A 13,703-nucleotide genomic window follows, 5' to 3' on the forward strand; every position below is an offset into this window, starting at 1 on the left:
TAAAAATAGATAACAGCAAATATTAAAAATATTCCAATTTTTCTAAGATAACATAAGAGAGGATATTTTACAAAAAATGCCTAAAATTATTGACTTTTCAAAAAATCTTTCTTGTTCAACCTTATTATAAAAATCTTTAAAACTGTAAAAACTTCTAAAATATAAATAAATGCAGACAAATTTTAAAAAATATCTTCCATGAAACAAAATATTACTACAAATATATTATATTTATACAATTATACTATAATATATAATTTAATATTAATCATAATTATATAGTAATAAAACTATAGGCTTTATTTATAAAATAGTTATTAAATTACATTAAATTAATTGATAGGAACAAATTATTCCCAAATAAATACTTTATACAACATAGTAAAAATCATCTACTACCAATACAATCTTATCAATTAAATACATTAAATTGAAATCAAAATTTTGTCAGTATCTATGATAGCTTTTACTAAATGGCTTATTTATTTGTTTTGTCACAATAAAGTCCCAAATTGTTCAGGCTCTATTCAGTTTGAAACGTGTAGGATGTGAAAAATACGAATTAACACAAGGAGCATCATTATGAAAAAAGTGATCAGGTTAGCGGTATTATCAGCAATGTCAACTGTGACCATTTTGATGCCGCTAAATGCAACGCTTGCGGATATGGCATGGAATCGTAGTGACTCTATCTCGAGAGAAATAGATGATATGATGAGGAAGATGCGTAAAGAAACAGATGATGCGATAAGGGAAATAAGGAAGAGAGCTGATATTCTGCCTTGCGGTTTTTCTCACTCCCATTGTTCTGATAAAAAACGTGGCTTTTTTTCTGATGATTTCCAAAAGTTTGTTGATGATTTCCACAAGAGTTCTGATGACAACAAGAGAAGATTTAAAGCCAAACATGAAAGGTCTGTAGCCAAACATAGTAAGACGGAACAACAACAACAACACCATCATCACCACCACCACCATTATCATCATGTTGAAAACAAAACATATCATTACGTCGAGCGCAAAAAGACAAAACACAGTAATATTCATATAGACAACTCAGGAGATGCTTTAGCGGTGGGCATTCTTGGTCTTGCAACAGGTACAATTCTTGGTACAATTTTAAAAAAACCAGAACAGCCACAAGTGGTTTATCAAATAGTACCACAAAGTCAGGTAATTTATCAAAAAGTTCCGCAAAATCAAAGGGTTTATCAAGTGCAGCAAACGGTGGCATATGAGCCATTCCAGCAATCATTAGAATCTGATTGGCTTAACTATTGCAAGAAAAAATACCGTTCCTTTAACCCTAAAACAGGGACCTTTCGAGACCGTAATGGTTTGGAACACATTTGTTATGCCCCAATAAATTAACTTCTGTTGCGTCCTACTAAAAAAGTTTTAAATGGCAAAAAAACGCTTCAAAGCGTTTTTTTGTTTTCTCATATATTAAAATCTTGAAGAAAAGTATTATTTTGGCGCTCATAGTCTATACTACTTTTGGGATCATGCCCACAGATAAAACAAACATCATCGCCTAAGGGTAAAACTTTTTCTCGAAGGGATTTCATCAATTTTTCATAAGAACAGAAGGGGAAGTCCGTACGTCCAATAGAACCACGAAAGAGAACAACACCCAAGAAGGCTAAGCGCTCTTTCTCATTGAAATAAATAACATGACCAAGGGAATGCCCCAGTGTATGCAAAACCCTAAACTCATGTCCAGCAAAATACACACACTCACCATCTTCTAAATATATCGAACAACGCCCCATGATGCTTGCGGATGTAAGCCATGATTTAAGAACCATTCTCACCCGTTTTAAACTTCAGCTAACATTAGCAAATACTGACTTTGATATCAAGCCGCTTGAGCAAAATGTGAGCGACATGCAAAACATGTTAGAAGATTATCTTGCCTTTGCCCGTGGAGAAGGAAGTGAAAGTGTCAAGACTTTTGATTTAAATGCTCTTATGCAAAAATTCTCTACCGATGCACATCTTCACAAACGTCAATTTTCCTACACCATTGAAAGCCCTACACAAATACAAGCACGCCCACGTGCCTTCACGCGTCTCATCAGCAATCTTGTGTCAAATGCATTTTGTCATGCCAATACTGTCAAACTAACAGCCATATCCCAACAAGAATGTTTCCCATATATCAAAAAAAGTTCCCGCAACATATTATATTTATACAGTTATAATATGATATCGAACTCAATATTTAGCCTCACAAGAGAGTAGTGAAACAGGACTGTATTCAATCACACAAATAAGGTGAAATAAGGTTCTATCTTAGCACCATAAGCCTATAATAAAAAACGATAACTTTTATTCATACACCTATTGTTCAATTCATATTGTATCAAGCAATAAAAAAGTACTCATCAATAAATAATTTATAACCAATAGTAAAAAATCTGGTGCTCTAAATACAAGCTGCTTAATTAAGCTTAAGAAGAGTACATTAATTGAAATCAAAATTCTGTCATGATTTTATTTTATTGTATTGATAATAGTTTTAACTAAATGAATTTTTATTTTTTTGTCACAATAAAGTCCAAAATTGTTCAGTCTCTATTCAGTTTGAAACGTGTAGGATGTGAAAAATACGAATTGACACAAGGAGCATCATTATGAAAAAAGTGATCAGGTTAGCGGTATTATCAGCAATGTCTACTGTAACCGTTTTGATGCCATTAGATCCAACGCTTGCGGATATGGCATGGTATCATAACTATGATATGAGAAGGGAGGCTGGTTTACCGTCTCACAATTTTAGCTCCCATTTTTCTCATAGTGAACATCACTCTTTTGATAATCCCCACAAGCGTCATTATGTTAGCCATAAATGGGGAGCACAACAACACCATCATGTTGAACACAAGACATATCATTATGTCGAGCGCAAAAAGACAAAACACAGTAGTATTAATATAAATAACTCAGGAGAAGCTTTAGCAATGGGCATTCTTGCTCTTGCAGCAGGTGCACTTCTCGGCAAAATTTTTAAAAAAACAGAACAGCCACAAGTTGTTTATCAAACCGCACCACAGCATCAAATTGTATATCAACAGGTTCCACAAGAACAGATAATTTATGAAGCTCCGCAAACGGTGGAATATGAGCCAGTACAACAATCATTAGAATCTGATTGGCTTAACTATTGCAAGAAAAAATACCGTTCCTTCAACCCTAAAACAGGAACTTTCCGAGACCGTAAAGGCGTCGAACACCTTTGTTATGCCCCAATAAATTAACTTCTGTTCTGCCCTACTAAAAAGTTTTAAATGGCAAAAAAACGCTTCAAAGCGTTTTTTTTGTTTGCTCATATATTAAAATCTTGAAGAAAAGGATTATTTTGGCGCTCATAGCCTATGCTACTTTTGGGACCATGCCCACAGATGAAACGAACATCGTTGCCTAAAGGTAAAACTTTTTCTCTAAGAGATTGCATCAATTTTTCATGGGAACAGAAGGGGAAGTCCGTACGTCCAATAGAGCCACGAAAAAGAACATCACCCAAGAGGGCTAAGCGCTCTTTTTCATTGAAATAAATAACATGACCAGGAGAATGCCCTGGTGTATGAAAAACCTTAAACACATGTCCAGCAAAATGAACGCACTCACCATCTTCTAACCATCGATCAGGAATACAAATGCAAGCATCAGTGATGCCATAATTTTTTGCGCTTTCGCTCACGGCATCCATCACAGGCTTATCATCGCGATGTGAACCGATAATTTTTACATTAAGCGCTTCTTTCACTTGCATTGCTGCTCCTACATGATCAAAATGACCATGTGTTATCCAAATAGCCTCAACGATAACACCATTCTTTTCGATTACGTCTTGAATCCGCGGCCAATCACCACCAGGATCAACGAGAACCCCCGTTTTACATTCACTATCAAAAAGCAAAGTGCAATTTTGTTGGAATGTCGTAACTGGAATAATATGTATATTAAGACTACCCATCATATCCTTTTCAAAAATAACTTTTTTCAATTTATAAATAAAACTTTCTCTCCTTTAAGGTAAAGGTGCTGCTCGACAGCTTTATACAACTTATGTAAACTTGCACTTTGTGTAAACTAAATTTTTATCAAGGTTTTTTTAAGAATGAGCAATCACGTTCAAGTTTTGTGTGACGATGCCCCTCACCTTCTTGTGATTGATGACGATACGCGTATTCGCAATCTTTTATTTCAGTTTCTCATTAAAAATGGATTTCGTGTTTCAGTTTCAGCCAATGCGAATGAAGCAAGACGACTGTTAGCAAGTTTAGATTTTGATCTTCTTATTGTTGATGTCATGATGCCTGGCGAAAACGGTATTGATCTCACTCATTCACTCCGTCAAACAAAAGATGTCCCTATCTTCATGTTAACAGCTTTATCAGAAATAGACAATCGTATCCGTGGATTAGAAGCAGGGGCAGATGATTATCTGGCTAAGCCGTTTGACCCTCGTGAACTTCTCCTTCGCATCAACGCCATTTTACGACGTGGTTTTCCCCTTAGCCAACCTAAAATTGAGCAAATCATTTTTGGTCCTTATATATTTTCAATTTCACGGCGCGAACTCAAAAAAAGAGGAGAAATTATTAAATTAACCGATAAAGAACAAGAAATGATGATCATTTTTGCCGAAAATGCAGGCGATACAATTCCGCGCCATAAATTCGCGACCGATGACAGCAATATAAGTGAACGTGCCATTGATGTACAAATCAACCGCCTTCGCCGTAAGATCGAAAAAAATCCAGCACTTCCTATATGGCTCCAAACTGTGCGAGGAATAGGGTATAAACTCTCAATTGAATAGGCACAAGAATGTTCAAACCTTTAAGATTTTTTTTTCGATGGCTAACGAAAAAAATGCCTAAACGGCTTTATGCTCGTTCTTTGATCATTATTATTGCTCCCATGGTGCTTCTGCAAACGGTTATTGCTTACGTCTTTATGGAACGTCATTGGCAAATGGTAACCGAGCGTCTTTCAACTGCTGTCGTGCATGATATTTCAGCCATTATTGATATTATTGAAACATATCCACAACAAGATAACTATGAAGATATCAAGCGTATTGCACAACAACGTATGGGATTAAACATTTCTATTCTCTCTCCTGCCCCCTTACCCCCACCGGGACCTAAGCCATTTTTTGCAATTCTTGATTATTTTTTAAGCGAAGAAATTACCCGACAAATTAACCGTCCCTTCTGGATCGATACCGTAGGAGATTCTGATCTTGTTGAAATCCGTATCCACCTTGGTCACAACATCTTGCGTGTCTTCGCTCCACGCAGCCAAGCCTATGCTTCCAATACCTCTATTTTTTTAAGCTGGATGGTAGGAACAGCTCTTGTTTTATTGTTGATAGCAATTTATTTCTTACGCAACCAAATAAAACCAATTCAACAACTCGCTGAAGCGGCTGAAAGCTTTGGGCGAGGTCGTCCCTTACCAAAAGGATTTCAACCACTAGGAGCTGATGAAGTCCGTCGTGCAGGCATCGCTTTTTTACGTATGCGAGAACGTATTGAACGCCAAATAGAACAACGCACCATGATGCTCTCAGGAGTAAGTCATGATTTAAGAACCATTCTTACACGTTTTAAACTTCAGTTAGCATTAGCAAATACTGGCTTTGATATTAAACCGCTTGAGCAAGATGTAAGTGATATGCAAAATATGTTAGAAGATTATCTTGCCTTTGCCCGTGGAGAAGGAAGTGAAAGTGTCAAGACTTTTGATTTAAATGCTCTTATGCAAAAATTCTCCACCGATGCTCATCTTCACAAACGTCAATTTTCTTACACTATTGAAGGTCCTACAGAAATACAAGTACGTCCACGTGCTTTCACACGCTTGGTCAGCAATCTTGTATCAAATGCATTTTGTTACGGCACAACCATTAAACTAACAGCTAACTCTCAACAAGAATCTTTTATATTGATAATCGATGATAATGGACCTGGAATTCATGAAAATATGCGCACAGAAGTTTTTAAGCCATTCTTTCGACTTGATAAAGCGCGAAATCAAGATGCAAGTGGAACAGGACTTGGTCTTTCTATTGCTCAAGACATAGCACGCAGCCATGGTGGCAATATACAATTAGACGAGAGCCCACTCGGGGGATTGCGCGCTATTCTTGATATCCCCCTATGAGCAATATTTCAGCAAACCGTCTGTAAAAATAACAAACTTGATGTTTTAGGCATTCCCTACAGTTTCAAACAAAGTGTACTGCAGTGCCTTGTAAGCACTTTCTCCCGATAAAGCAACCATCTGAAATGCAACATAATGGCTTTCACAGGCTTTAAGTGCATGTATCAATAATGTTTCAACCTGTATATGAGATGGATGCATCCCACCAGCCAAAAGAAGACCTTGTCGATAAATAACTGAATTATTCCTTTGCCAGTAATCAAAATGTCCCAACAACAATTTTTCATTAATTGCTAGCAATAAGCGCTGTATTTCAGCTGTTCGAGCATTTTTAATAGAAAGATCAAACGAACAAGCTAAATGAAGTGCTTCATGCTCTTCCATCCATGAAAAAGCAAGACGATAGTTTGCGCGTTTTCCTTCCACACAAACGCTAATTTCATCTTGTGCATCTCGCTCAAACGACCAATCATATTCACAGGCAATCTGTTCGATAAAGTCAACAGGGTGCTCTTTTCTTTCTGTGGCGCAAAATGCAAGCCTCATCACAATCCTCAATCATCTTAAAACATTGTCAACAGAATATAAACCGCTTAAATTGTAACAATATTTGCTACAATCAAACCTCTTACACCAAACAAATACACATTAAAAACATCAACAAAACACAAACACCTAGAACACAATCGCGCTCTTTAGGGAAACCTGATAATCATGAAACGAATCATCAAGTTTTTTCAGTGTATTGATACAATTTGATAGCGCCAGCCCCCCTGATTCAAAAAAATGTATTTTTACCCAAAAAAAATCAAAAATAAACAAATGCTCCGCTCTAACAGACTCAAGATTAAGCATTTTTTAGTTTCACGCATCATATTGAAAAATTGGGGATATTTTTTTGAAGATTCTTTTTTTTAAACTATTTTACTTTTTTGTGCCTGCGTTTTTTTTAATCATCTTTTTTTAAATCATCAAGGCGTCTTTTCAAATCAGCGTTATCAGTATGGATTTTCAGCACCATCTCCTTAAAAGTCTCAAACTCTTCGCGAGAAACAAGATCAAGTTTGTTTGCTATCTTTTCAGCCTGCACACGAAAAGCTGTTCCAGCTTCACGTCGTATGCCTTGCGCAACATCAGCAGCATCTGTTGCTAATTTTGCTAATTCATCAAGAATACGATTTGATCCATTACGCATAACCTTTTTCCTTAAATTTTAATTATTGACACACGCATTATAGCGTATTCTCATAACATTTAGATACTGTAATTTGTTCCTTTTACTCTATATTTTACATACTGTGCAGATTTTTCATAATGATTTTGTTTCAGATTTTTTAATATTCCTTTTATCACCATATTTTTTTACCGTAATAAATCAGTGGAAATCTCCCCCCCTTTCTGACTAGCCTTCCTACTGACTTGACCATTGTGTATTCATCTGTCATTTCTGACCATCAGAGTCACTTCATATTCATCTCGTATAATGTAAGATGCTTAACTCATGAACAATTTGTCTTGTCCAGCCATTGCTTTTCCGTCTTTTCTTGATCCTGTCATTATCCATCTAGGTCCCATAGCACTTCATTGGTATGGACTTGGTTACGTACTGGGTATTCTTTTTGCTTGGTGGTATGCGCAAAAATTATTAAAAAAAACATCTCTATGGTATAGAAACTATCCTCCTATGGATAAAGAAAAGATCGGAGATTTTGTTGTCTGGTCTGCCATAAGTGTTGTTGTCGGAGGGCGTTTAGGACAAGTTCTTGTATGGGATCCCATTTACTATTTTAACCATCCAAGTGCTATTATTGCCGTATGGGATGGGGGAATGTCCTTTCATGGCGGACTTATTGGTATTATCATTGCTATGATCTGGTTTGCCCGTAAAAATCATATTAACATACGAGCCATGTTTGATATCATTGCGGCAGGTGCTCCTATTGGTATCGGCGTTGTACGAATCTGCAACTTCATCAACCAAGAATTATGGGGCAATATTACTACACGTCCTTGGGCTGTTTGTTTTCCTCTCGATCCTTACTATTTACCGCGCCATCCAAGCCAGCTTTACGAAGCATTTATGGAAGGATTTCTTCTCTTCATCATCCTGTGTCTTCTTATTTTTGGGTTCAAAGCATTAAAACGTCCCGGTACTGTATCAGGAACATTTATTATAGGCTACGCAGTAACACGCAGCATTTCTGAAGTTTACCGTGCGCCTCAAGAAGATCCAGAATGGTTTTCGACTCTTTTCCATTCTACTGGTTTTACCTATGGCATGGCTTTATCTCTTCCCATGCTTCTTGTAGGGTTTTATCTTCTTCTCCACGCCTTTAAATATAAACCGACAGAAAATGGCCAATCTCAAAGAAAAAATTAAAGAAATTATTGTCCTTAATGGACCAATCACTGTTAGCCAATATATGACGTTGGCACTTACAGATCCTCAATTTGGTTATTATCAAACACAAACACCTTTCGGACGTGCTGGTGATTTCATTACAGCACCTGAAATAAGCCAATTATTTGGAGAAATGATTGGCATTTGGACTCTTGCGAGCTGGAAAGCTCAAGGGTGTCCTCACCCTTTTATTCTCGCTGAAATAGGTCCAGGACGAGGAACTTTGATGGATGACATTTTGCGAACCATCCAAAAGCTCTCTCAAACGGCATTTAATGCTGCTGAAATTTTTCTGATCGAAATAAGCCAAAAACTCGCAAAAGAACAAAAAAAGCGCCTTTGCTCTTATCAAAAACAAATCCATAGCATTGAAAATTTTAATCAAATTCCTTCAAAACCTCTCTTCCTCATTGCTAATGAATTTCTCGATACACTCCCTATCAACCAATATATTAAAGTCAATGGAAAATGGAAAGAGCGCCGCATTACAGTCAATCAAAATGGAGATTTTATCTTTATTGCTGCCCCGCATAAACTTCCCTCTTCTTGTCTACAAACCTATTGTTCTAAAGTGCCTGATGGAACAATTTTTGAACATGCCCCCTTACGGCATCAATTCATGCAACAAATCAGCCACCATTTAGTGCAAGTGACAGGTTCTGCTTTACTTATCGACTATGGTGCTTGTGAGCTTGCCTTTGGCGATACCTTGCAAGCACTCTCAAAACATAGATTTCGTGATGTTTTTGATGCCCCTGGTGAACATGATTTAACATCCCATGTTGATTTTTCTTTTTTAAAAAACATAGCTCTTGAACAGGGCTGTTTTGCTGAAATCTTAGAGCAAGGAGAGTTTCTTTTTAAAATGGGGCTACTGGAGCGCGCAAAACAGCTTGGAGTTGGCAAAAGTGCTCCTTTGCAAGACAAAATCCGCCAAGACATTGAACGGCTCGCTGGTCCAGATCAGATGGGAAAATTATTTAAAGTTTTACATTTCAGTGATAAAAATATCTCCATACCTCCCCAATTTTAATGATCGGCGCTTTTGTCAATCAACACATCATTATCTGAAATATTCCACATCATTATCTGAAATATTCATTGACAAATATGAACATCTCCATCCTCACTTTAAATAATCTCCATAAGGAACTTTTATGAAATCTATCCCTCATCCCATTCTTGCAAAAAATCTTTCTACTTTACACACCCATGGAATAAAACATGGATTTTTTACACGTCAAGGTGGTTTTTCAAAAAATCTTTATCATAGTCTTAATGTTGGGAAAGGTTCAAATGATCAACCTGAACATATCGTACAGAATCGTCTTTTGATCGCCAATTATTTTTCTATTGAAGCGCAAAATTTAGTCACAGTTAATCAAATACACTCCTGTAACGTTGTCGTAGCTCATCAAGCAACTATCGGTGCACCTCCTCAAGCTGATGCTCTGGTTACGACTACCCCAGAACTCGTTATTGGAGTTCTTACAGCAGATTGCGGACCCATTCTGTTTGCTGATCCACAAGCTGGAGTCATCGCTGCAACTCATGCTGGCTGGCGTGGAAGCTTAAATGGAATTATCGAGAAAACAATTGCTGTTATGGAAAAACAAGGAGCCAAAAGACAATCAATAACAGCAGTCCTTGGACCTTGTATTGGCCCTTATCACTATGAAGTAACAAACGAATTTTACGACCAGTTTATTGATTACCACAGCAAATACCAAAAATATTTTTTAAAAACAGACAAAATAAATCGCTTTTATTTTAATCTATGGGCATTTATTATAAATCAACTCAAAGAAGCAGGTGTTAATGCTTCTTGTGTAGAGCTTTGTACCTATCAAGATGAACAGCGTTTTTTCTCCTATCGCCGTGCAATACACCGCAACGAACCCGATTACGGACGGCAAATTTCTGCTATTATGCTGAAAAATAAAAGATGAGCCCCTTTTATGCTTGAGAACAATACCAAAACTGCAAAACTAAACTTTTTACCCAAATATAAAAATAAATCCCATTATACTTTGCTTTTTTCACGAAATTATCTACCAGCCCATAAAATATGATAGCCTTCGCTATGATCATTTTCAATGTTTGGTTATAATGATTGAAGGCAAGATAATACTTCTTTTTATTACTCCCTTTCATTCATCTTAAATATGAAACATTCCCCATATTGAAAGTATTTTTATAAAGTAATAACCAAAAAGCTTAATCAATATGTTTTTCTTTGCCGCATGGAGAAAAAACTTTGCTCTAAAAGTAACAAACTTTTGGAAAAAGAGAAAACATACTGCATAGCTCTTTAATAATAATCAATAAAATTGTAATGGTTTTGTAATTGTTTTCTTGCAATTTAATAAAAAGAAATTAAAAACCGTGTCGCATTCCTACCATGATGATTCAGAGGTTCTACTATGAAACTTTTCTGCGGAAATTCTAATCCACGCCTAGCTGAAGATGTTGCAAATTATTTGAACATCCCCTTAGGCAAAGCAACTGTAAAGCGCTTTGCTGATCAAGAAATTTTCGTAGAACTGCATGAAAATGTACGTGGACAAGATGTTTTTGTTTTGCAATCTACATCCTATCCCGCAAATGATCATTTGATGGAATTACTCATCATGATTGATGCCCTTCGTCGTTCTTCTGCGCGTCGTATTACAGCTGTTATCCCCTATTTTGGCTATGCACGCCAAGATAGAAAACCAGGACCACGAACTCCTATTTCTGCAAAACTTGTTGCCAACCTCATTACTGAAGCAGGGGCCCATCGTGTTTTAACATTGGACCTTCATGCAGGACAAATTCAAGGTTTTTTTGATATCCCTACAGATAATCTCTATGCTGTTCCTGTCATTTCTCGCGATGTCAAAGTGCATTATTCTCTTGAAAATGTTATCGTTGTTTCACCTGATGTGGGTGGTGTGGTGCGCGCGCGCGCACTCGCCAAGCGCTTGAACAGTTTGCTCGCTATTGTGGATAAACGTCGCGAAAGCCCCGGTGAATCAGAAGTTATGAATATCATTGGAGATGTATCGGGAAAAGATTGCCTTTTGCTTGATGATATTGTTGATTCAGGTGGAACTTTATGCAATGCAGCAAGTGCTCTGCTTAAACATGGTGCCAATAGTGTCACAGCTTATATCACGCACGGTGTTCTTTCTGGTAATGCAATCGAGCGAATTGCCAATTCAGAGATGAAAGAATTGGTTATTACAGATTCAATCATGCCAACACAAGCTATTGAGAAAACCCATAATATTCGTGTTTTGCCCATTGCCGACCTTATGGGAGAAGCAATAGCAAGGACAGCAGCAGAACAATCCGTTTCAAGCTTATTTGGTTAAAGTGGTTCCTTGGGATCTCCTGGTGCTGTTTCAACACCAAGATCAGGAAATGCAACAATGCGTTGGCCACTAAAATGCGTATGAATAACAATGAGACCGCGTTCTTCAAAGTAGGTTAAAAGCCGACGGACGCGGCTTAAAGAATGAGTCCCATAAAGACGTGCTAAAAATGCATCGGATGGACAAGGCTTTCCGCCCAATGCGGCTTGAGCCACGTTCAAGAAGACTCCTTGAACATCTTCTTCCAAACTTTCTGATATCTGCAAAATATGTTTCCAATGTTCACTGACAGCCGTTTGTTCATCAACAAAAGCCTGAGCAATAGCCAATTTACGCCGAAATTGTGAAAGATTAAAAGGAACCTTTGACATACCATGGATACGGCAACGAACTGAAAAATCTTGATAAAGCACCGCTGTTGAACGATAAAAAGCCTCAGAATCCTCAAGAATTTCCCGAATAATATGTTCTGCTTGGCCGTCACGCTCAACATCAGAAAGTTCAGGAAATAAACTCAAGTTTTCTTCCAACAGCTCTTGTTTTTTATGTACTACCTCCTCTAACATCTCGTGCATTGATTTTTCCCTCATCGGCTCTCGTGTTTGTTTAAATGGCGTTAAAATTTCCTCTGGTGAAGCAGTAAAAACGAGCTCTTGCACATCATCCCGCTCTGTTGGAAGTGGCATTAATTTAGGACTAGAAGAGCGTGCCAAAGTTTCAACAGAACCGATAATGATTGGTAAGGGACGTCGTGATAAAGCGGGACCTAAAGCGATAAAATTTCCCCGCTCAAGATCTCTAAACATTTCTGCTTGACGACGCTCCATTCCCAAAAGATCAGCAGCGCGCACCATATCAATATCTAAAAAAGTCCGCCCTATTAAAAAGTTTGAAGCTTCAGCAGCAACATTTTTGGCCAGCTTAGCCAAACGTTGTGTCGCAATAACACCAGCAAGACCACGTTTGCGCCCCCGACACATAAGATTAGTCATAGCACTCAGTGAAATTTTACGTGCTTCATCAGAAACTTCTCCTGCAGCAGTTGGAGCAAACAATTGTGCTTCATCAACAACGACAAGCATAGGATACCAATAATCACGTTCCACATCAAACAGTGCCCCAAGGAAAGCACCCACAGCACGCATCTGTTGTTCAGTATCCAAACCTTCAAGATTAAATACTACAGAAACCCGATGTTGTCGAATGCGATGCGCAATACGCGTCAATTCTAGTTCGCTCCGTTGAGCCTCTACAATAACATGACCAAATTTGTCTGCCAAAGTTACAAAATCACCTTCTGGATCAATCACACAATGCTGTACCCACTGAGCACTTTGTTCTAGAAGACGGCGTAAAAGATGTGATTTACCTGAACCAGAATTACCTTGAACAAGAAGACGTGTTGCCAATAACTCTTCCAAATCAAGAAGTGCTGGCATCGATTTATGCAAAGCACGACTCTCTGATATCTCACCCAAGGCAATCTCAACCTTCATAACATCTCCAGTGTTTGATTTTGAACATATCAGCGCATATTGGTTGATTCTCCATCCTGTACCATAATGTGTAACATTTCCTCTTTTTTAACGATAGAAATCATCGATTTTTCCCACAACTCTTGCATCTATGAATAGTTTGAATTATAGAACAGACTTCTGCGTAGACACCCTTGGAGGCAACGCAGAATGGAGCAATCGCTGCTTATCAGCGCATATCTTCATATCCATGCAAAAACTGTTATTGTTTTTGAAGGATCTCCAATCATGTAA

Annotated in this window: 12 protein-coding genes and 2 pseudogenes; 9 read left to right on the forward strand and 5 right to left on the reverse strand. The window is 37.6% G+C overall.

Going from position 1 to position 13,703, the window contains the following annotated elements; all coding sequences use genetic code 11:
• Positions 1 to 582: 582 nt before the first annotated feature.
• On the forward strand, positions 583 to 1,371 hold the full coding sequence (locus ACFIM8_RS01935; protein WP_375606337.1) for a BA14K family protein: 789 nt from the start codon (positions 583 to 585) through the stop codon (positions 1,369 to 1,371).
• A 68-nt stretch (positions 1,372 to 1,439) separates the two neighbouring features.
• Here the strand turns inward: ACFIM8_RS01935 and ACFIM8_RS01940 are convergent.
• Positions 1,440 to 1,754: pseudogene (locus tag ACFIM8_RS01940) on the reverse strand (MBL fold metallo-hydrolase); the annotation flags it as partial.
• Here ACFIM8_RS01940 and ACFIM8_RS01945 point away from each other — a divergent pair.
• Both ACFIM8_RS01945 and ACFIM8_RS01950 read left to right on the forward strand, forming a co-directional pair.
• Positions 1,750 to 2,154, forward strand: a pseudogene (locus ACFIM8_RS01945) (sensor histidine kinase); the annotation flags it as partial. The pseudogenes ACFIM8_RS01940 and ACFIM8_RS01945 sit on opposite strands and share 5 nt — an antisense overlap.
• A gap of 482 nt (positions 2,155 to 2,636) precedes the next feature.
• Positions 2,637 to 3,260: a BA14K family protein gene (locus ACFIM8_RS01950; RefSeq protein WP_375606338.1), complete on the forward strand. Its 624-nt coding sequence runs from the start codon at positions 2,637 to 2,639 to the stop codon at positions 3,258 to 3,260.
• Positions 3,261 to 3,328: 68 nt separating this feature from the next.
• On the opposite strand, the gene ACFIM8_RS01955 is transcribed toward ACFIM8_RS01950, so the two are convergent.
• Complete coding sequence (locus tag ACFIM8_RS01955; RefSeq protein ID WP_375606477.1) at positions 3,329 to 3,979, reverse strand: MBL fold metallo-hydrolase; 651 nt, start codon at positions 3,977 to 3,979, stop codon at positions 3,329 to 3,331.
• Between the two features lie 144 nt (positions 3,980 to 4,123).
• Here ACFIM8_RS01955 and ACFIM8_RS01960 point away from each other — a divergent pair, with 144 nt between their 5' ends.
• Positions 4,124 to 4,828: a response regulator gene (locus ACFIM8_RS01960; RefSeq protein ID WP_375606339.1), complete on the forward strand. Its 705-nt coding sequence runs from the start codon at positions 4,124 to 4,126 to the stop codon at positions 4,826 to 4,828.
• An 8-nt stretch (positions 4,829 to 4,836) separates the two neighbouring features.
• A complete protein-coding gene (locus ACFIM8_RS01965) occupies positions 4,837 to 6,177 on the forward strand; it encodes an ATP-binding protein (protein WP_375614403.1) in 1,341 nt (446 codons plus the stop codon).
• A 45-nt stretch (positions 6,178 to 6,222) separates the two neighbouring features.
• Here ACFIM8_RS01965 and ACFIM8_RS01970 read toward each other — a convergent pair whose 3' ends face one another.
• A complete protein-coding gene (locus tag ACFIM8_RS01970) occupies positions 6,223 to 6,723 on the reverse strand; it encodes a YbjN domain-containing protein (protein ID WP_273724125.1) in 501 nt (166 codons plus the stop codon).
• 403 nt (positions 6,724 to 7,126) lie between these two features.
• Complete coding sequence (locus ACFIM8_RS01975) at positions 7,127 to 7,372, reverse strand: accessory factor UbiK family protein (protein ID WP_375606341.1); 246 nt, start codon at positions 7,370 to 7,372, stop codon at positions 7,127 to 7,129.
• Between the two features lie 306 nt (positions 7,373 to 7,678).
• On the opposite strand from ACFIM8_RS01975, the gene lgt reads away from it, so the two are divergent.
• The 4 genes from lgt to ACFIM8_RS01995 all read left to right on the forward strand — a co-directional run bounded on the left by lgt (position 7,679) and on the right by ACFIM8_RS01995 (position 11,934).
• Positions 7,679 to 8,557: a prolipoprotein diacylglyceryl transferase gene (gene lgt, locus ACFIM8_RS01980; protein WP_375606342.1), complete on the forward strand. Its 879-nt coding sequence runs from the start codon at positions 7,679 to 7,681 to the stop codon at positions 8,555 to 8,557.
• Positions 8,532 to 9,611, forward strand: coding sequence for a class I SAM-dependent methyltransferase (locus ACFIM8_RS01985; RefSeq protein ID WP_375606343.1), 1,080 nt, complete (start codon positions 8,532 to 8,534; stop codon positions 9,609 to 9,611). Before lgt ends, ACFIM8_RS01985 begins: the two co-directional genes overlap by 26 nt.
• Positions 9,612 to 9,735: 124 nt before the next feature.
• Entirely contained in the window at positions 9,736 to 10,527 is a 792-nt protein-coding gene (gene pgeF / locus ACFIM8_RS01990; protein ID WP_375606344.1) for a peptidoglycan editing factor PgeF, read from the forward strand.
• 474 nt (positions 10,528 to 11,001) lie between these two features.
• Positions 11,002 to 11,934: a ribose-phosphate pyrophosphokinase gene (locus tag ACFIM8_RS01995; protein ID WP_375606345.1), complete on the forward strand. Its 933-nt coding sequence runs from the start codon at positions 11,002 to 11,004 to the stop codon at positions 11,932 to 11,934.
• Here ACFIM8_RS01995 and ACFIM8_RS02000 read toward each other — a convergent pair.
• Entirely contained in the window at positions 11,931 to 13,430 is a 1,500-nt protein-coding gene (locus ACFIM8_RS02000) for a helicase HerA domain-containing protein (RefSeq protein WP_375606346.1), read from the reverse strand. The two genes, ACFIM8_RS01995 and ACFIM8_RS02000, sit on opposite strands and share 4 nt — an antisense overlap.
• Positions 13,431 to 13,703: the final 273 nt, after the last annotated feature.

The sequence above is a fragment of the Bartonella sp. AC535YNZD genome (assembly GCF_042196625.1).
In the GTDB taxonomy this organism is placed as follows: domain Bacteria; phylum Pseudomonadota; class Alphaproteobacteria; order Rhizobiales; family Rhizobiaceae; genus Bartonella.

Excerpts from the sequence above, each read along its gene's own strand:
- ACFIM8_RS01935 (WP_375606337.1), top strand. The coding sequence starts at position 583 with ATGAAAAAAGTGATCAGGTTAGCGGTATTATCAGCAATGTCAACTGTG.
- ACFIM8_RS01950 (WP_375606338.1), top strand. The coding sequence starts at position 2,637 with ATGAAAAAAGTGATCAGGTTAGCGGTATTATCAGCAATGTCTACTGTA.
- ACFIM8_RS01955 (WP_375606477.1), bottom strand. The coding sequence starts at position 3,979 with ATGGGTAGTCTTAATATACATATTATTCCAGTTACGACATTCCAACAA.
- ACFIM8_RS01960 (WP_375606339.1), top strand. The coding sequence starts at position 4,124 with ATGAGCAATCACGTTCAAGTTTTGTGTGACGATGCCCCTCACCTTCTT.
- ACFIM8_RS01965 (WP_375614403.1), top strand. The coding sequence starts at position 4,837 with ATGTTCAAACCTTTAAGATTTTTTTTTCGATGGCTAACGAAAAAAATG.
- ACFIM8_RS01970 (WP_273724125.1), bottom strand. The coding sequence starts at position 6,723 with ATGAGGCTTGCATTTTGCGCCACAGAAAGAAAAGAGCACCCTGTTGAC.
- ACFIM8_RS01975 (WP_375606341.1), bottom strand. The coding sequence starts at position 7,372 with ATGCGTAATGGATCAAATCGTATTCTTGATGAATTAGCAAAATTAGCA.
- lgt (WP_375606342.1), top strand. The coding sequence starts at position 7,679 with ATGAACAATTTGTCTTGTCCAGCCATTGCTTTTCCGTCTTTTCTTGAT.
- ACFIM8_RS01985 (WP_375606343.1), top strand. The coding sequence starts at position 8,532 with ATGGCCAATCTCAAAGAAAAAATTAAAGAAATTATTGTCCTTAATGGA.
- pgeF (WP_375606344.1), top strand. The coding sequence starts at position 9,736 with ATGAAATCTATCCCTCATCCCATTCTTGCAAAAAATCTTTCTACTTTA.
- ACFIM8_RS01995 (WP_375606345.1), top strand. The coding sequence starts at position 11,002 with ATGAAACTTTTCTGCGGAAATTCTAATCCACGCCTAGCTGAAGATGTT.
- ACFIM8_RS02000 (WP_375606346.1), bottom strand. The coding sequence starts at position 13,430 with ATGAAGGTTGAGATTGCCTTGGGTGAGATATCAGAGAGTCGTGCTTTG.